General features: G+C 45.8%; 19 protein-coding genes. 2 read left to right on the forward strand and 17 right to left on the reverse strand.

The features are described from left to right. Positions 1-24: 24 nt before the first annotated feature. From ACQEXU_RS19270 to ACQEXU_RS19350, 17 genes are read right to left on the reverse strand one after another with little or no spacing between them, the layout of a single operon-like run. Positions 25-1,248 (reverse strand): beta-ketoacyl-ACP synthase, encoded by a 1,224-nt coding sequence (locus ACQEXU_RS19270; protein ID WP_367990438.1) that lies wholly within the window; start codon positions 1,246-1,248, stop codon positions 25-27. After that, entirely contained in the window at positions 1,245-1,970 is a 726-nt protein-coding gene (locus tag ACQEXU_RS19275) for a 3-ketoacyl-ACP reductase FabG2 (RefSeq protein ID WP_427011962.1), read from the reverse strand. The genes ACQEXU_RS19270 and ACQEXU_RS19275 overlap by 4 nt, the downstream gene beginning before the upstream one ends. Further along, on the reverse strand, positions 1,967-2,431 hold the full coding sequence (locus tag ACQEXU_RS19280) for a hotdog family protein (protein WP_367990436.1): 465 nt from the start codon (positions 2,429-2,431) through the stop codon (positions 1,967-1,969). The genes ACQEXU_RS19275 and ACQEXU_RS19280 overlap by 4 nt, the downstream gene beginning before the upstream one ends. Then, positions 2,424-3,611: a beta-ketoacyl-[acyl-carrier-protein] synthase family protein gene (locus ACQEXU_RS19285; protein WP_427011963.1), complete on the reverse strand. Its 1,188-nt coding sequence runs from the start codon at positions 3,609-3,611 to the stop codon at positions 2,424-2,426. The genes ACQEXU_RS19280 and ACQEXU_RS19285 overlap by 8 nt, the downstream gene beginning before the upstream one ends. Positions 3,612-3,620: 9 nt before the next feature. Continuing rightward, on the reverse strand, positions 3,621-4,244 hold the full coding sequence (locus ACQEXU_RS19290) for a DUF3261 domain-containing protein (RefSeq protein ID WP_427011964.1): 624 nt from the start codon (positions 4,242-4,244) through the stop codon (positions 3,621-3,623). Further along, complete coding sequence (locus ACQEXU_RS19295) at positions 4,241-6,595, reverse strand: MMPL family transporter (protein ID WP_427011965.1); 2,355 nt, start codon at positions 6,593-6,595, stop codon at positions 4,241-4,243. The genes ACQEXU_RS19290 and ACQEXU_RS19295 overlap by 4 nt, the downstream gene beginning before the upstream one ends. After that, positions 6,567-7,175 carry an outer membrane lipoprotein carrier protein LolA gene (locus ACQEXU_RS19300; protein ID WP_427011966.1) on the reverse strand — a complete coding sequence of 203 codons (609 nt, stop codon included), beginning with the start codon at positions 7,173-7,175 and terminating at the stop codon, positions 6,567-6,569. Before ACQEXU_RS19300 ends, ACQEXU_RS19295 begins: the two co-directional genes overlap by 29 nt. Further along, positions 7,175-7,618, reverse strand: coding sequence for an acyl-CoA thioesterase (locus tag ACQEXU_RS19305; protein ID WP_427011967.1), 444 nt, complete (start codon positions 7,616-7,618; stop codon positions 7,175-7,177). The genes ACQEXU_RS19300 and ACQEXU_RS19305 overlap by 1 nt, the downstream gene beginning before the upstream one ends. Next, complete coding sequence (locus tag ACQEXU_RS19310; RefSeq protein ID WP_427011968.1) at positions 7,618-9,171, reverse strand: HAL/PAL/TAL family ammonia-lyase; 1,554 nt, start codon at positions 9,169-9,171, stop codon at positions 7,618-7,620. The genes ACQEXU_RS19305 and ACQEXU_RS19310 overlap by 1 nt, the downstream gene beginning before the upstream one ends. Further along, positions 9,149-10,855 carry a glycosyltransferase family 2 protein gene (locus ACQEXU_RS19315; protein ID WP_427011969.1) on the reverse strand — a complete coding sequence of 569 codons (1,707 nt, stop codon included), beginning with the start codon at positions 10,853-10,855 and terminating at the stop codon, positions 9,149-9,151. The genes ACQEXU_RS19310 and ACQEXU_RS19315 overlap by 23 nt, the downstream gene beginning before the upstream one ends. Beyond that, positions 10,848-11,216: a 3-hydroxyacyl-ACP dehydratase gene (locus tag ACQEXU_RS19320; protein WP_367990428.1), complete on the reverse strand. Its 369-nt coding sequence runs from the start codon at positions 11,214-11,216 to the stop codon at positions 10,848-10,850. Before ACQEXU_RS19320 ends, ACQEXU_RS19315 begins: the two co-directional genes overlap by 8 nt. 14 nt (positions 11,217-11,230) lie before the next feature. Next, positions 11,231-12,604: an AMP-binding protein gene (locus ACQEXU_RS19325; RefSeq protein ID WP_427011970.1), complete on the reverse strand. Its 1,374-nt coding sequence runs from the start codon at positions 12,602-12,604 to the stop codon at positions 11,231-11,233. A gap of 3 nt (positions 12,605-12,607) precedes the next feature. Next, entirely contained in the window at positions 12,608-13,168 is a 561-nt protein-coding gene (locus ACQEXU_RS19330; RefSeq protein WP_427011971.1) for a septation protein IspZ, read from the reverse strand. Continuing rightward, positions 13,168-13,425 (reverse strand): acyl carrier protein, encoded by a 258-nt coding sequence (locus ACQEXU_RS19335; protein WP_367990425.1) that lies wholly within the window; start codon positions 13,423-13,425, stop codon positions 13,168-13,170. The genes ACQEXU_RS19330 and ACQEXU_RS19335 overlap by 1 nt, the downstream gene beginning before the upstream one ends. A gap of 15 nt (positions 13,426-13,440) precedes the next feature. After that, entirely contained in the window at positions 13,441-13,701 is a 261-nt protein-coding gene (locus ACQEXU_RS19340) for a phosphopantetheine-binding protein (RefSeq protein ID WP_427011972.1), read from the reverse strand. Positions 13,702-13,717: 16 nt separating this feature from the next. Then, positions 13,718-14,482, reverse strand: a complete 765-nt coding sequence (locus ACQEXU_RS19345) for a lysophospholipid acyltransferase family protein (protein WP_367990423.1) — start codon at positions 14,480-14,482, stop codon at positions 13,718-13,720. Then, a complete protein-coding gene (locus ACQEXU_RS19350; RefSeq protein ID WP_427011973.1) occupies positions 14,482-15,213 on the reverse strand; it encodes a beta-ketoacyl synthase chain length factor in 732 nt (243 codons plus the stop codon). The genes ACQEXU_RS19345 and ACQEXU_RS19350 overlap by 1 nt, the downstream gene beginning before the upstream one ends. A 76-nt stretch (positions 15,214-15,289) precedes the next feature. Between ACQEXU_RS19350 and ACQEXU_RS19355 the strand changes: the two genes are divergently transcribed. Both ACQEXU_RS19355 and ACQEXU_RS19360 read left to right on the forward strand, forming a co-directional pair. Further along, positions 15,290-15,682, forward strand: a complete 393-nt coding sequence (locus tag ACQEXU_RS19355) for a hypothetical protein (protein WP_367990421.1) — start codon at positions 15,290-15,292, stop codon at positions 15,680-15,682. A gap of 27 nt (positions 15,683-15,709) precedes the next feature. After that, on the forward strand, positions 15,710-16,780 hold the full coding sequence (locus ACQEXU_RS19360) for a methyltransferase (protein ID WP_427011974.1): 1,071 nt from the start codon (positions 15,710-15,712) through the stop codon (positions 16,778-16,780). The last annotated feature ends 23 nt before the right edge of the window (positions 16,781-16,803 follow it).

Here is a 16,803-nt window from a genome sequence, read left to right on the forward strand (position 1 = left end):
GGCGATTATTAATAAACGATAGGCTTATAGTTTTTTGAAGATGATGGAGGTATTAATGCCACCGAAAGCAAAGTTATTGCTCATCAGGTATTCCACCTCCATTTCTCTACCACTGCCGGTGATGTAGTCGAGCTCGCCACATTGTGGGTCGAGATTGTTGAGGTTGAGGGTTGGGTTAAACCAACCACTGTGCATCATCTCAAGACCTAACCAAGCTTCGATAGCACCACAAGCGCCTAAGGTGTGACCAAAATAGCTCTTGAGCGAGCTGATTGGCACTTTACCAATCGCATTGGCAGTGGCATTACTTTCTGCAATATCACCACGGTCAGTGGCTGTACCGTGAGCAGAAACATAATCAATTTTTTCTGCCGCTAAGTTGGCATCTTTTAACGCCATTTCCATGCAGATCTGCATGGTTTCCATCTGAGGTTGCGTTACATGGGCTGCATCGCAATTGCTAGCAAAGCCAATGATTTCAGCGTAGATCTTAGCTCCGCGCGCTTTGGCGTGTTCGTACTCTTCAAGCACTAAAGTGCCCGCACCTTCACCAATAACTAAGCCATCGCGATCACTGTCGTAAGGGCTTGGTGTGGTCTTTGGTGCGTTATTTTTTAAGCTGGTCGCGAATAAGGTGTCGAATACGGCTGACTCTGTTGGGCAAAGCTCTTCACCACCACCGGCAACCATAACGGTTTGATAACCGTGTTTAATCGCTTCATAGGCGTAACCAATGGCTTGGCTACCAGAGGTACAGGCGCTGCTGGTTGGAATTACGCGGCCTTTCAAACCGAAGAACAGACCCACGTTAACCGCTGTGGTATGTGGCATCATCTGCACGTATGTTGTAGCAGTGATGGCTTTGGTGGTTTTTTCATTCAACATCACACCGAATGCACCAATCGCATCGGTACTACCAGTTGAAGAGCCGTAAGCGATACCAGTTTGACCGTTTGTCAGTACTTCATTGCCAAGAAGGCCTGATTGAATCAACGCATTTTCAGTCGCAACGGTTGCCAATTTAGAGACTCGACCCATCCCGCGAACTTGCTTACGCTTGTAGTGTTTCGGTAATTCAAAGTGATCGACCGGAGCGGCGAGTTTGGTGTTGAGGCCATCATACTGCTCATAGGTTGGCATATATTGGGTGGCATTTTCACATGCACGCAATTTAGGCTCAATCGCCTGCCAATCATTTCCAAATGCAGTAACACCAGACATGCCAGTAACAACAACTCGACGGCTCATATTAGGCCTCCATTAACAGAAATCACCTGACGCGTGACGTAAGCAGCGATGTCTGACATCAAGTAGCTCACCAAGCCCGCAACTTCTTCGGGTTCGCCCATACGACGCATTGGTACTTGTGGCAGGGCATGCTCTTTGACGTGCTCGTCCACCATGCCAGTGTCAATTAACCCAGGTGCAACGCAGTTTACGGTGATTTTTCTTTTCGCCAGCTCCAGTGCAAGTGACTTCGTAGCACCAATTACGCCTGCTTTTGCCGCTGAATAGTTGGTTTGGCCGCGGTTACCCATTAAGCCTGAGACGGAAGCCAGCGTGACAATACGGCCCCCTTTGCGCTTTTGTACCATAGGCATCACACATGGGTGGAGCACGTTGTAGAAACTATCAAGGTTGGTATGGATCACGCCATCCCATTCTTCTTCTGTCATGGCTGGAAAAGCGGTATCACGAGTGATACCCGCGTTGTTCACCACGCCATAATAAGCGCCATGTTGTTCAATATCGGCTTCAAGTTTCGCACGGCACTCTTCACGGTTGCTGATATCAAACTGAATCAGACGACCGGAACCACCGTTTTCAACGATGGTGTCCAACGTATTTTGAGCGCCTTTTTGATCGCCCATGTAATGTACGGCAATGTTAAAGCCATCCTGAGCGAGCTGGATAGCAATGGCGCGACCAATGCCTTTACTCGCGCCTGTAACTAAGACCTGACGGGTCATTGTTGACTCCTGATTTTCATTTCTTTTAATTTTTCTTCTGATGGCACATACACATTCAACTGACATGATGCGACTGGCTCGCCCTGATATTCAAGTTGGGCTGAAAAAACGGCCATGCCATTATCTTCCATGACTTTTTGGGCATAAATATCCAGTGTTTGTCCTTGCTGGAATACGTCACAGTTTGCGTTATAACGTCGGCTACCCAATAAAAAACCAATAGGAGGCTCTTGGCCTTGCTGGCGTGAGTGATAACCCGACCAAGCGGCAACTGACTGAGCCATAAATTCAATACCCACGTAGGCGGGGATGGTGCCAGTTTGGTGATCAAAAAAGGGATTATGATCGCCAATGTCTACCTGACAATGGATAGTGTCTGCTTGGACGTCGATGGCACGATCAACCAGAATCATTGGCTTATCGTGTGGAAGTAATTGATCAATTGAAGGAATGTCAGTCATTAACGTAACCAAAAATCAGACTAATATTGTTGCCGCCAAAAGCAAAAGAGTTACTCAATATCGCTTTGCGATTGAGATGAGTTGTTTCTTCAACCAAGTTAATTTCAATGTCTGGCGCTTTGTTAGTGCAGCGCTGTTGCGGTAGCGGCAAATCATGTTTGAGAATGTGCCACGCAATGGCTGCTTCGGTTGCACTGGCAGCACCTAGTGTGTGTCCAGTCAATGGTTTGGTTGAGCTAACTGGAACGGTATCGCCAAAGACGCGATAAATCGCTTTGCTCTCCATGCTGTCATTGAGTGGTGTTGCTGTTCCGTGTGCATTTACATAACCAATATCTTCCGCTTTAAGGCCTGCACTTGTGAGTGCTTTGCGCATGGCTTGCTCCGCGCCATTGCCTTCGGGATGCGGCGCGGAAATATGATGAGCATCTGAGCTGTCGCCTGCACCGAGTAGAGCAATGTCTGACGGTGTTCGGCTTAGCAGCATAAACGCGGCTGACTCACCGATATTGATACCGTTGCGATCGGCGCCAAACGGTTGGCAAAGGGTTTGAGAAAGTGCTTCCAATCCATTGAAGCCATTCAATGTTAGCTTGCAAATGGTGTCCGCTCCACCGGCGATCACGGCATCGACAAGACCTGCTTCAAGCATCTGTTTTGCTGAGATAAATACCCGACCGCTTGAGGAACAGGCGGTAGAAATAGCGTAGCATGGGCCAGTTAAACCGAAGTAGGCTGCGATAAATTCACTGCAGTTGCCTAGCTCTTGTTTGCGGTAGTGGTAATCAGAAGGGAACTCGCCTGATGCGAGCTTTTCGTCAAAAGCAATTTCACCATCACCAATGCCGGAGGTACTGGTGCCAACGATAACCGCGACACGATCAGAACCATATTGGTCGATGGCCGTGCGGATGCAATCTTCAATTTGCAGCAGTGCCGACAGTGCGAGTTGATTGTTACGTGAACGATACTCGGCTAGTGGCTCTGGGATCTCCGGCAGCGCTTCTTTGACTCGACCGATGATGGTCGGCGTGCCCGTGTTGAGAATTTCTGCATCCTGCTCCATGTGGGCATTTTCACCAAGCGTTAGGCTCTGATGAATACGCATTGCTTGATTGCCCATTGCAGAATGAAAGCCACAGTCTTGAATAAAAATGGGAGAAAAAGAGTGTGTAAGCATGATGGCTATCTACGGTTGTTCATTGTGGGTTTGATAATTAAGCGTCTGGATTTTTATCGAGTAATCCAACAGCTCGTTATGAAATAAGATATCGCCGTCTAATGGTTTGTCTGCGCCATAGCGTACAGTGATAACTTTTTTACCCTGCTGGTTGTAGACCGTTCGTGTCTGTTTGGTGTCTACCATCGACCACCTTACCTTATTTAACGGTGCTTCCCAAGTGCTTTGCGGCCACAGCGTGATCATCAGATTGAACAGTACTTGCTCTGGCTGAGGCAGTGAACCTTCTAAGCCATTGAGCACTTGTGTATTGATCTGCTCATTTTGATAATCCAGCGAAAGTATCCGGGTTCCCCATGAAGAAAAACCAGCGAGCACCACTTGGTTATTTTTGACTTGTAGTTGCACAGGTAGCTGCTGGGTGTTTGCGCCTTTCTCTGTATGCCAAGTGGCGGAAATAAGCTGACTGGCTGTGACTTGATAACCGAGAGCGGCTGGTTGAGGGAGCTCAACATAAGTGTCTGCGGCAATTTGTACACTTGCCGAGCTGGAATCTGGGACTAACGAACAAGCCGTAAGCGAACAGGCAAGCGCGATTAAGCCAGCAAAACGTAAAGCAGTGCGTTTGATCATTTTGTCTCCTGTGGCGCTGCGATTGCGATAGGTGATAATAGCCAAGCGATAAAAATACCACTCAGCACCGTGACACCAAAACTGTGAATAGCATGCGTTTGGCTTAACGCAAGCAAGCCAAAAGAGAGCAAAGTTGTCATGGCAGACAGTGTGATCGCAAGTAGTGTGCTATGGCTTCGAGCTTGTTCGGCAAAGAATAAGGTGTAATCAATGCCGATGCCAATGATGAGGATCAAAGCCAATAAATTAAACAGATTCAACGCTGAGCCAACCACCACAGTGATAGCAATGCCGACGCAACAAGCAATTAATGATGGTAATAGAATACGAATCGTGTGTTTAAAGCCATAGCGCTTAGTTAGCAGTGCTCCAATCACTAGAATCGCAATCGCCAATAGCTCCATAATTTTTATGCGATACTGGCCAAACAAGACTGAAATATCTGCTGCTTTATCGAGATAGGCCATATCTGGGTTTTGTTCTGTGACTCCGCGTATTACCTCAGGATTTTGCACCTTATTTAACAGCACAACAGCGGCTACTTGTTGTGGTTCCGCCGTGCTAGCAACCTGTCCAAGATACAAAAATCGCACAGCTTCAGAGACGGGATTTTCCAAATAATCCTGCAAGTGAACGGGTGTATAATCTGCATCAAGTTTTGGTGTGGTTGCGAGTTTGAGCGAGTGGGCAAGCGGCTGCGCAAAGTTGTTGTACAGTGTTTTGATCAACTCATGGTCTTGGTGCTGACGCTGCTCTGAACCAATATACTGACTCAAACTTTGATAACCTGAAATAACATGGTCTTGCTGCCAACTTAGTAGCTGCTGATCGAAGCGTTCTAACTTTTGCATCAAGGTTTCGTTGTTCTCTGCACTGACCACGACCATTTGTTGGGAAGGCTGTAGCCCGCTCAATTTACTTATCAGCTGTTCTTGCGCTTTGAGATCACTTGGCATCGCCTGAAGCTGGCGAATATCATCATTGTAGGTAACCTGAGTTAGGGCGGCTACGCTGAGCAGAAAAATGGTACTAGGCAACCCGATTCGGACGTAAGGACGAGTCCATAACTGAAACCATTGCTGCCACAAGGTTTGCCCCGGAAGTGGCCGTGCTTTCGCTGGTGAGGCTGCCAAAATGGGATACCAAGCCACTACGGTCGCGTAGGCGGCTGTCAAACCAATCGCAGAAAACAACGCCAGTTGTTGCAGACCAGGAAATGGGGCAATAAGCAATCCCAAATAACCTATCAAACTGGTGACCAAACCTAATGTGATGGCCGCTAGAATATGTTTGAGCCCTTTGGTGCTGTGCCACTGATTCCCTGCCGCTAGACGGTCAGTGAGGTAGTGGAACGCATAATCAATTGAAACCCCAATGAGGCTGGCACCGAAGACGAGACTAAATAAATGAACTTGGCCAAATAACCACGTAGTGATCGCTAGGGCAACCAATAAGCCAACTGAGATAGAAAGCAATGCCAATGTGAGTGGCGTAATGCTGCGGAAGACGACGGCGATGAGTAAGATCACGCCAAGCAAAGAAAACAGCCCGATGGTGCTGATTTCTGATTTTGCACTTCGGGTACCAAAATCGGCATAAAAAAGTACACCGGTATGCGCAGTTTTTACTTGGTATTGGTTTTCTAACTGTTTTTCAAGCTGCTCGATCATTGGTACGGCTTGCTGGGCAGATAGGCTGTATGGAGAATTTTTAAGCTCTGCGGTTATCAGCAGGTAGGTGTTTCCTTCAAACTCTGTTGTTAAGTAACCATCTTTGAGCTGAAACTGTGATGATGTGGCACTGATATGCGCCAGATAGTCGCGAAAAATTAAGAATGGGTCATTTTTGAGTTCTTGCCCAGTCACACCTGAAAATGGGTTATATAACGACTGAATGACCTGTTGTACTTGTTCTTGAGGTGATGACGCTAACCTTGTTCGTTGCTCTGGTGTCAGTTGTTGGAATCGATGCTCGAAATAGTATTTTGCCCAAAGACGTTGCTGTGCTTCAGAGATACGTCCCGTGACCTTGTCGAAATACTGACTTTGTGACAATTGAAGCTCAAACTCGCTCGCAGCTTGATGCAGTTTCACTTGCTCAGAGGCGGTGAGAACAAACACCACCTTATCGCTCATATTCGCCGTGACTTTATTAAATGCTTGTTCTGCCAATGGGTTTTGTTGATCCGTTGGCAGCAGCTTTAGAATATCCGTTTCAATGGGGGAGTGGGCAGTAAACGCCCACTGTTTTACCAGCAATGCGCTGCAGCTAAGTACAACCGCAAGCCATAGAAAAGCGACCGCTTTACTTCCAATCCATTGTTTAGAAAGAGAATTGCGCTTTCTCTGCATCAGTTAATACCTCGGGCTGATGAGTTTGGTTGGTAAAATGGATTTGGGTTTGATCGCCTCGAATTTCTTGCAAAGTCAGCGTATCGATATCGTCTTTCCCCACTAAAGTAATGTGTTGAAATACCGCATTTAATGGGGCTTTTTTAGGTGTGAGAGTAAGTGTCCACTTACCGTTATCTTCAATAAAATCCAGCGTAAACTGTTCACTTAATGCCTTGGTGTCACCATGAAAGACAGCTAAAAATATATGGCTAAAGTAAAATGCCATTGGGTTTTGTTCTGCTGTGATGGTTTGTGCTGGTTGGTTGGCAAACGTCTGGCGAAGCTTATCTTTGGTTAAGGTAAGGTTGACCGGAAATGGTGCAGTTTGTTGCCATAATAACCCAGCTGATTTATCGAGAGTAAACCGGCCTGAAGATGTCAGTGGTTGCTCAAACATCTCGATATGTCGTTCCTGACTGAAGTCACCACGAACTAACTGGTGTTGGGCAAGCTGAGTTTGAAGCGAGGCTAAATCGGTGACCTGAGCCAAGCACACTGGTGATACTGACAAAAGCAAAGAGAGCAGCAATCGACGCATTAGAGGCAAGCTCCTGTTTGGTGCCAATGTAGAACTTTATCCGTGAATACTTTGGGTGATACAAAACACATTTCTTGGTCTGCCATAGAGACTGCGACTTGTGTAGTATGCGCTTTACACATACGTTGACCTGTCTGCGCATCAAAAACAATGTAATCGACCCGAAGACGATTTTCCCATTCGGTTAAAGTGGCCGTCACACGGATTTGGTGATTAAACGGAATGGCTTTGACGTATTTGACTCGAGTATCGATCACCGGCCACATGTAACCAGATTCATTCATCGCCAGATAGCCGTAATCAATTTTGTCCATCAATACGCGGCGTGCTTCTTCGAAGAAACGGAAATAATTGCCATGATACACAACGCCCATGGGGTCGGCATCTTGAAATGAGGTGACTAATGTCACCTCAGAATTTAGTGGGTATTGAATGTCGCTCATCAATTCTCCTGATATAGCGGCCAGTAACCTTGCTGAATGCGACCAATAAAGTGGCGCAGGTCGGCTTCAAGCGGGCGATCTTCTGTAACGAAATCGAATTCACTCAATACTGCATCGCGAATCATTTTGAGGTTACTGCTCATGTGAGTCTCATCAAGCTCATTTCGGTGGCGGCGAATTTCCAGTGCTTGTGTTGCAGCAAGCAGTGAAGCGGCCGCAACCTGCTCAGTCAACTCAAGAACACGCAAACAGTCACGTGCTGCAATGGTGCCCATGCTGACTTTATCTTGGTTGTGACATTCGGTTGAACGAGAGAATACGCTTGCAGGCATGGTGTGTTTCAGCGCTTCTGCAGTCCAAGCTGAGATGCCAATTTGGACGGCTTTAAAGCCATGGTTAATTGGTTTGCGCTCACCTTCTGCTCCAGTGAGGTTAAATGGTAGGCCATTATTAAACTTGTAGTCCATTAACTGGGCCATTTGACGGTCCAGTAGGTCAGCTAAGTTAGCGATGCCTGTTTTCAATGTATCCATAGCCATGGCGATGTGGCCGCCATAGAAATGACCACCATGCAGTACGCGTTCATTATCGCCATCGATAATTGGGTTGTCGTTAGCACTGTTCAGTTCGTTTTCGATCATCTGACGTAGCCATGGCAGAGAGTCTTGAACGACACCGATGACATGCGGCGCACAGCGTAGTGAATAACGATCTTGTAAGCGGTCACTGTTACGTGGTGGACGGTCAGCTTTGAGATCATCTCGTAGCCATGCAGCAATTTGTTGTTGACCCGGATGCGGTTTGACCGCGAACAATGCTTCGTCAAAGTGGAAATCATTACCATGCATGCCCACAGAAACCATCGCGGTGATCTTAGTACAAAGCTGAGCAAGATACTCTGCACGTTTGTATGCCAAACAAGCGAGAGCAGTCATCACTGATGTACCGTTCATCAATGCTAAGCCTTCTTTTGGCTTAAGTTTGATTGGCTTAATACCCAGCTCTGCGTATACCTCGGCAGTTGGACGGATCTCACCTTTATAAATCACATCACGCTCACCGATTAAAGCGGCAGCAAGATAAGAGAGCGGCGTAAGATCACCACTTGCGCCCACTGAACCCTCTTGAGGGATGCGGGGTGAAATATCGTGGTTAATCAAGGTAATGATTTGGTTGAGTAAATCGTGTGTGACACCGGAAACACCTTGCGCCAAAGAACACAAGCGTGTTGCTAAAACGGCTCTTGCTTGTTCATGTGTCAGGACTTCTCCTAGGCCACAACCGTGGAAACGGGTAAGGTGCAAAGGAAGCTCATCAACAAGGCTTGGTGGGATTGCAACCGTGCAGGAGTCACCATAACCGGTAGTGACACCGTAAATGACGCCTTCTTCTTTCAGAAGGCGCTCAAGGAAGGCAACACCTCGGTCTATCTTAGCCGTGTACTCTGGTGTGGTGTTAATTGTCGCTTCTGCGCCCTGAGCGATAGCGACAACATCTTCTATAGTCAGGCGCTCTGCGCCAAAAGTAATACTATTTGGGGTTTGCTTCGTCATGTTGCTGGTTACTTAAAGTCCAAAAGTTGAAAAAGTTGTACCACTGCAGCGGTGCTTTTAAGGTGTAAAATTCAAGACGGTCAGCGTATTGTTGTACAACCCGTTTCAATGCAATTTGTCGCTCTTTTCGTGGCAAGACTATTTTGTCGCTAAAATGCTCAAAATAGACATTAAAATGTGGTTCATTGCGAGTATCATCACGTAATCCGAACAACAGGAACACCGGCGCTTTGAGAATAGAGGCTAACATAAATGGGCCTTGAGGGAACGGCGCAGGCTTACCAAGAAAGTCTGCCCAGACTGATCGACTCTCTTTGCTGGTGGATGTTCGATCGCCGACAATGACAATCCATTCGCCTTGTTCAATCTTCTGTTGTAGCAAGATCGCGGTGTCTGGTCCCAATGAACTTACCTGTATTAGGTTTAATTCGGAATTTGGGTTAACTGCTTTCATTACAGTGTTGAAACGTTCTGCGTGTTCTGTAAACACTAATGCATTGATCTTGATATGTTTATGGCGTCTGCCTAATGCTCGACAAAGTTCGATATTCCCAAGGTGTGAGCCTAAGAGCACCACTCCTTGCTGGTTAGCCACAATTTGCTCGAAGTGTTCCTGTCCGTGAATGGTCAGATTATCAACAGAGAAATCGCCTTTCCATGCTGCGAGTTTGTCGAGCATGGTGTGACCAAAAGAGAGCAAGTGATGATAACTGTCTAGTGGTTGCGTCAGTTGGATGTCTCGCTCAGCCGCATAGATGTGTAATTGCGCTAAGAATTGTTCGGAGGCGGTTCTGGCTTGCTTTCCGGTCAGATGGTAGTAGCGCATCACCAGTTTCAGGAGCACATTAAAGGCTTTTCTGCCCAGCACACTGTAAATTGCGAGCATGAGTTTGATACCAACAATGGTGCCTCGTTCCTGATGTTTAGACCAGTGTTGTTGCTTGTTAGTTTTGGATTTTCGAGTGAGCAACGCTGGGATTCTTGGGAGCATCCCAAAAAATAGTCGGGTATGCATCCAGCTGATCTTTAGGTTATCGGTGAGCGCATCGAAATGAGAAATGCCGCCTTCAGGATATATCACCCGCGTTTCAACAAATTCAATGTCAGTTCCTTCCCAATACATACGCACTAAGATTTCAATATCGAAGTCCATACGTGCGCCAATATCGTACTTATCCAGCACTGCTATAGTTTGTGCCAGAGGATAAGAACGAAAGCCACACATGCTGTCTTTAATAGCAAAGGAAAGGGTTTCTATCCATACCCAAATGTGGGTGGCATAGCGGCCATACAAGCGAGACTTAGGGACGCTTTCATCGTAGATAGGTTGACCAGAAATTAAATGTTCAGGTTGCTGTTGTGAAGCGAAGAGCAGTTTTGGTAGCGCTTCAATATCGTGCTGTCCATCAGCATCAATTTGGATTGCGTGTGAATAACCAAGTTGATGCGCCTGACGAAGGCCTGCCATTACCGCGCCACCTTTGCCTTGATTTTCAGCAAGAGTCAGCAGATGGACGTGGGGTTGTTCAGCGACGTCTTCTAGTGCCTGCTTGGTTTGCAGGTTGCTGCCGTCATCAATCAGTAATACTGGGTATGCAAAAGGAGCGAGTGATGCAACAACGTCAGCCACGGTACTGCCATGGTTATAACAAGGGATAAGAAAGCAGGGGTTGTGCTCACTCACTGGCTTCACCCAGTTTCATTTTTCCTGAAGAGTGAACAACAAGATCACCATTTCGTTGTGAGGTGTATTTGAAGCTCAGTTTTTGTTTCTCGTCATCCCAACTTAATGTTAATAGTGCTTCAGCCTCTGGGAGGATTGGCTCTTGAAACTTAATAACTTCCATCCCTTTGAAAGCGGGTGGAGTGTTAAGAAGTTCGACTGCATAATGCAGCGCCCAGTCGATTTGAGTTACCCCCGGAAGCAGAGGAAAGTGACTGAAGTGGCCGCAAAAGTCCAAGATATCTGCGTCTGCTTTGAATGTCAGCGACGCCTGATGAGCGTGAACTTCGGTAGAAATGATCGTGGGTTTTCGTTTAGCCATACAAATGTCGATTTTTATTGTTGAAAAAGAGCTTCAATTTCTGCGGTTTGTCGTTTTCCTTGACTGTTCAACGGAATCTCGTCGATCACTCGAAAACGTCGCGGCACAGCAATTGGCTCAAGCCATTGACGCAATTCATTACGCAGAAGTAGCCAGAACTTTCCTTTCCCTGATAGCGCAAACTGCTGTTTTCCCTGTTGGTTAAGGACGATTGCTGCAACTAAAGTCAGTCGGTCGCCTTCCATCATTGGGATCACGGCGGTTTCTTCTACCCAACTTAGTTGCTCAACGCGTCGTTCTACTTCAACCAAAGAAACGCGTTTCTCTTCGACCTTAATAATACGGTCAGTGCGTCCTTTGAGCTCAAAATGCACTTTATCATGGAAAATGCATTCGTCGGCAGTTTGATACCAATTGTTGGCATCGATATGCGGAGATTTTAGTTTGAGGCAGGACTCTTCATTTAGTTCCGCTTCAATACCGGGAAACAGCTGCCATGGCGTGGTAGCGCTATGCTGCTGTCGAAAAGCGATACCACCAGTTTCAGTACTGCCATAGACCTCAATAGGGTATTGACCAAAAAGCTCACAAGCGTGGTTGGCCGCTTGATTTGCTAATGGCCCTCCAGAAGAAAATGCCATGCGCAGCTTTGTTGACTGGTGCTCTTCATTAAGTCTTTTTAGTAATGCAGGACTGCTGATGAGTGTGGTGTTAGGGCCTGCGTGAGAGATCACCTGTTCAGGGAACTCAAGGTTGTAAGCGGCAAATGGTCTTGCAGCGCACAGTGGCCAAAGCACACGAAATAACAGCCCATAAATGTGCTGGTGTGAAACCGTACTTTCTATTTGTGTCGCACTTAACTGCTCTCCCCATAAGCGCTGTAGAATGTCGATTTCACTTTCAAGCTGTGTCAGCGTTTTTTCAATGGCTTTTGGAGTACCGCTGGAGCCAGAGGTAAATAACGTTAAGCGAATGTCAGCCAGAGTGAGCATGACTGGGACGGTGCTTTCCTGACTAAATGTACGCTGAGGAATGACCAATGCATTAATGCCTGAGGGTACCTCGACTTCGTTATCGACAAGCAGTAAGTCGAAATGGATAGCTAACTCATTTAATGCGGCTGGTTGATAATTTCCCGGTAGAGCGAGCGCTTTTCCTGCAGCACAAACAGCAAAAAAACCGACAGCAAACTGATAGCTATTGCCGCAACATAGGGCAATGTTGTTACCCGTTTTTGTCGAGAGCACTTGACTTAACTGAGTCACATCTTGCAAAAACTGTTGCCAATGATTGATGTGATTCCCCGTAAAAGACACAGGATAATTGTCTGGCCGCTTTGCAGCTAACAATGTTCTAAGTGGGGTAAAGTTCATTGGGGGGTGATTCATCAGTTAGGTATCCTTTCGCACAAATTGTCTGACTATCCATTCCAGAGCAAATAGGCCGCCGGCAAGCAAGTAGCTGATCAAACCGTTATATAACGTCCATACTTTGATACTTTGAAAACACGTGTAAAAAGCAATGGCACCATTGAAAACAAAAAAGCCACACCATACCAAAGTGACGTTACGTGTATAACGCACACCACTCTCGGGAAGATCTGGCTCTTGTAAACGAGCGAGGCGCTCAATGATGGTTTGTGGTTGTTGTAGGCTATGAGCAAATACAGTGAACATACAAACGTTAACCACAACAGGGTAAAAGGTTAACCAACCATGTTGTTTAAACCAGATCCCTAAAGCAGTGAGAACCAATCCGGTCACACCACTTATCCATGCAAGTTGTTTGAGCTCTCTGAGTTTAGCCTGACTTGCTGAAACAATTCTCAGCAGGAAGACCGCAACGAGCAGTCCCCCGATAACCGTCAGGCCGAACTTATCGATACCGAAATATACGGCAAAGGGGTAGGCGAGCAGAACAATTGCGGACAGTGCTGTCAGCAATTGACGCATCAGTTACCTTTCAGAAGTTCAGTCACGGATTCCACAACGTCATTCACGGTGCGAACGGCTTTAAACTCTTCTGGCTTGATTTTTTTACCAGTGACTTTTTGTAGATGAACAACAAGGTCTACCGCGTCGATACTATCGAGATCGAGATCCTGATACAGGTGGGCATCCGGCTGGATATCCGCTTCATCGATTTCAAACAGCTCTACTAGAGCACTTTTCACTTGTTCAAATACTTGTTCTTGATTTACTTCTGTCATGTTCAAATTTATAAATTATTGGCTAGATTGAGATGAAATATATTTTGCCAGATTTGCCACCGATGCAAAATGCTCACGTGTGTTTGCATCGTCTGCATCAATCACAATATTAAATTTCTTCTTAATCGCCAAGCCTAGCTCTAATGCATCGATAGAGTCTAAACCAAGACCGTCACCGAAAAGTGGTGCTTCTGTTTCGATGTCTTCAATCGAAATGTCTTCTAGGTTTAGAGCATCAATGATCAACTGTTTGATATCGTTGTGTAGTACTTCCACTGGGACCTACTTTGAGTTATTGATTTGATGGAAAAATAGCTTCAGCCAAATGACGATTTAACTGCCGAGCGGCTAAAGTTGGGTTTGTCGCCCCTTCAATAAAGGGTTTCACGTCAACTTTACCTTTAATTTCCACATGGAAAAAGGGTTTCGTGTCAGGAACCTGATACCATTTTTTTTCTTTTGTTAAGAAGCTCGGAGAAACCGTAATATGGATTACACGGAGGTCTCGCTCGGTACGTATTGCAATTTGAGCTGCGCCGCGCTGTAATTTTGATTTTAATCCAGGTGTGGTTCGGGTTCCTTCAGGAAATACCAGTAATACATTGCCACGTTCAAATCTTTCATCGCATTGCGCTAATAAATCATCGGGTGCTTCATTTGGAATATAGCCTGCTGCTTTTACGATATGTTTCATAAATGGGTTCGACCAAATAGCAGATTTCACTAAGCAATCAACACGTGGTAATTGAGAGGCAATGAGGACGTAATCAATAAGGCTTGGGTGATTGGCGACAATCAGACAATTTCTATCCTGAATGAGCGTATCTGCCCCCGTTATTTTATAGTCAATAGCGCCGGTATATTTCATTAGCTTGCAGAAAGTATTAAAGCTATAGCGAATAACGCCCTGAACTTTATATTCGCGCATTGCTAAATCGCGTGTAAATATACTGATCACAGGAATAAGCACAAAGCTAAGAATTAGCCCACCAAGTCCAAATACCGCAAAACAAAATCCAGTGGCAAACACGCGCCAGTACTTATTCCAGTTGAGCATTAGCGTTGCCACGTCCAACTTTGTTGTTTGGAATGAATTTGCCAACGGTTATGTGAAGTTAGGAAGTGACGCAAAAACGCTAAGCCTTGTGGTAATGCTTGGTCGTTTTGCTGACTACGTGTATTGGGTTGTGCTGCAAATTGAACCGATTCACCAGCAGACAGCACGAGGCCAATGGCATAACCTTGAAATTGATTCTCTTCGTATTGCTGATAAGGGGAAGGTAGTGGTTCGTCAAAATCAAGCACCAGAACTTTATCGGTTGTATTTGCTTGCAAGTACAACCAAGCTTCAAGCAGGGCACTTTGGAAAGTGTTGTCGGCTGCAGCGATAGACGTTAAGGGAATCGGCTTTTTTGTCGCAATGGTTGAAAGCCCTGCCGCTGTATTGTGAACCGATTGAGAAAAGGCCATTGGTGATGCCTCTTCGCCACAAAGAATATCGTTGATGAGTTGTGCGCTTCTTTGTAGCTCTCCGTGACGACTGGCAAAAACCAGATAATCTACGTCGTGTTGGTTCAGTAGCTCAATCGCGGTTTGAACGGCCATTTTGCTAAGAGAACTCATTCGGCGGCGCATCATTGGTGGGATGGCACTTACCTCTAATTTCCCTTCTTCGGGCCACTGAAGATCTTGAGCCCAGCTATTCCATGCTTGTGAATCATGCAATCCCAATGAGTTTGCGGACCAAGCGTCTATATTTACAGACATTATTTGTTGTGTATTTGACATATAATATTGAATTGTTTCGTTTACAGCTAAATACTATTGCAGCCTATTCCACACAACCTTCAAAAAAGGAAATAATATGAAATCATTAAAGCTATTAAGTTCACTATTTTTAGTGCTTCTACTAGCCGGCTGTGGTCGCGTGCAGCCTATTATGACAGTGGAGGATACTCCAGTTGCTTATAATCTTCAAAGCAAACAAGTCAAAATGGCTATTCTGCAAGCCGCTACTAATCGCGGTTGGATTGTTGATGAAGTTAAACCGGGTGAATTAAGTGCCAAACTTCACGTTCGCTCTCATTTTGCAGAAGTAAAAATTCCGTATAACGAGAAATATTATTCAATTCTTTACGTTAGCTCAGAAAACTTGCGCGCAGAAGATGGCAAAATTCATCGTAACTACAACCGCTGGATCAACAATTTAAATGTTGATATTAAAAAACAGTTGTCACTGACAGCTGCAGCACAATAATAATACAAACTTAAGTTAGGTTTTTTCGTGTTAAATCAAAATATTGACCCTTTTAATGCTCTAGAGGCAAAAACGGAAGCACAAAAGCTTTCATTTGCCCCCATTGTTTTTCACACAGCCCGTACACTTCGGGATTTAGGCCTTCTGGCTGCACTCGATAAAGCGGGTTCAGAGGGAATGAGTACTGAACAATTGTCACAAGAGACCGGTGTCTCTGAGTATGGCGTAAAAGTCTTACTGGACATGGCGATCAGTGCCCATATCGTTCTTTGGGAAAAACCTAACTATTCTCTAGCCAATCTTGGTTTCTTTCTACTCCACGATGGTATGACGAATGCCAACATGGACTTTACGGCAGACGTTTGTTACGCCGCGATGATGCATTTAACCGAATCCATCCAAGAGGGTAAACCAGCTGGCCTAAAAGAACTTGGGGATTGGGAGACCATTTACCAAGGGCTGTCGACGTTACCGGAAAAAGCCAAAGAGAGCTGGTTCAAATTTGATCACTTTTACTCAGATCGCTCTTTCCCTATTTTGTTGAAAGAAGTGTTTGCGGCAAAGCCAAAGCATATTGTTGATATCGGTGGTAATACGGGCAAATGGGCGATGCAATGCTGCAATTACAATGCGGATGTTGAAATCACGATTGTGGACTTACCCCAACAGCTTGAAATGGCAATGGCAAATGCTAAGGAAAATGGTTTTCAAGAGCGAGTGCACCCTTTCCCTGCCAACATGTTAGACAAGCAACAGAGCTTACCAGAACACGCTGATATTTGGTGGATGAGTCAGTTTCTAGACTGCTTTTCACCAATGGAGATCCTAAGTATTCTGCAACGCGTTAAAGCTCAGCTCACGCCGGATTCGCATGTCTACATCCTAGAATTGTTCTGGGACTCTCAAAAATATGAGGCGGCTTCTTACAGCTTAAATGCTACTTCTCTTTACTTTACTTGTTTAGCCAATGGTAACAGCCGGTTCTATCGTAGCGATGACTTTTTAGAGATCGTTGAAGCGGCGGAACTGGAAGTGGTTGAGCGCACCGATGATATCGGTCTTGGTCATACTTTATTAAAACTAAAAGCAAAGGCTTAGTGTCCTAGCCCAAATGAGCAAAA

This window comes from Vibrio sp. TRT 21S02 (assembly GCF_050113675.1).
Taxonomy (GTDB): domain Bacteria; phylum Pseudomonadota; class Gammaproteobacteria; order Enterobacterales; family Vibrionaceae; genus Vibrio.

Excerpts from the sequence above, each read along its gene's own strand:
- ACQEXU_RS19270 (WP_367990438.1), bottom strand. The coding sequence starts at position 1,248 with ATGAGCCGTCGAGTTGTTGTTACTGGCATGTCTGGTGTTACTGCATTT.
- ACQEXU_RS19275 (WP_427011962.1), bottom strand. The coding sequence starts at position 1,970 with ATGACCCGTCAGGTCTTAGTTACAGGCGCGAGTAAAGGCATTGGTCGC.
- ACQEXU_RS19280 (WP_367990436.1), bottom strand. The coding sequence starts at position 2,431 with ATGACTGACATTCCTTCAATTGATCAATTACTTCCACACGATAAGCCA.
- ACQEXU_RS19285 (WP_427011963.1), bottom strand. The coding sequence starts at position 3,611 with ATGCTTACACACTCTTTTTCTCCCATTTTTATTCAAGACTGTGGCTTT.
- ACQEXU_RS19290 (WP_427011964.1), bottom strand. The coding sequence starts at position 4,244 with ATGATCAAACGCACTGCTTTACGTTTTGCTGGCTTAATCGCGCTTGCC.
- ACQEXU_RS19295 (WP_427011965.1), bottom strand. The coding sequence starts at position 6,595 with ATGCAGAGAAAGCGCAATTCTCTTTCTAAACAATGGATTGGAAGTAAA.
- ACQEXU_RS19300 (WP_427011966.1), bottom strand. The coding sequence starts at position 7,175 with ATGCGTCGATTGCTGCTCTCTTTGCTTTTGTCAGTATCACCAGTGTGC.
- ACQEXU_RS19305 (WP_427011967.1), bottom strand. The coding sequence starts at position 7,618 with ATGAGCGACATTCAATACCCACTAAATTCTGAGGTGACATTAGTCACC.
- ACQEXU_RS19310 (WP_427011968.1), bottom strand. The coding sequence starts at position 9,171 with ATGACGAAGCAAACCCCAAATAGTATTACTTTTGGCGCAGAGCGCCTG.
- ACQEXU_RS19320 (WP_367990428.1), bottom strand. The coding sequence starts at position 11,216 with ATGGCTAAACGAAAACCCACGATCATTTCTACCGAAGTTCACGCTCAT.
- ACQEXU_RS19325 (WP_427011970.1), bottom strand. The coding sequence starts at position 12,604 with ATGAATCACCCCCCAATGAACTTTACCCCACTTAGAACATTGTTAGCT.
- ACQEXU_RS19330 (WP_427011971.1), bottom strand. The coding sequence starts at position 13,168 with ATGCGTCAATTGCTGACAGCACTGTCCGCAATTGTTCTGCTCGCCTAC.
- ACQEXU_RS19335 (WP_367990425.1), bottom strand. The coding sequence starts at position 13,425 with ATGACAGAAGTAAATCAAGAACAAGTATTTGAACAAGTGAAAAGTGCT.
- ACQEXU_RS19345 (WP_367990423.1), bottom strand. The coding sequence starts at position 14,482 with ATGCTCAACTGGAATAAGTACTGGCGCGTGTTTGCCACTGGATTTTGT.
- ACQEXU_RS19350 (WP_427011973.1), bottom strand. The coding sequence starts at position 15,213 with ATGTCAAATACACAACAAATAATGTCTGTAAATATAGACGCTTGGTCC.
- ACQEXU_RS19355 (WP_367990421.1), top strand. The coding sequence starts at position 15,290 with ATGAAATCATTAAAGCTATTAAGTTCACTATTTTTAGTGCTTCTACTA.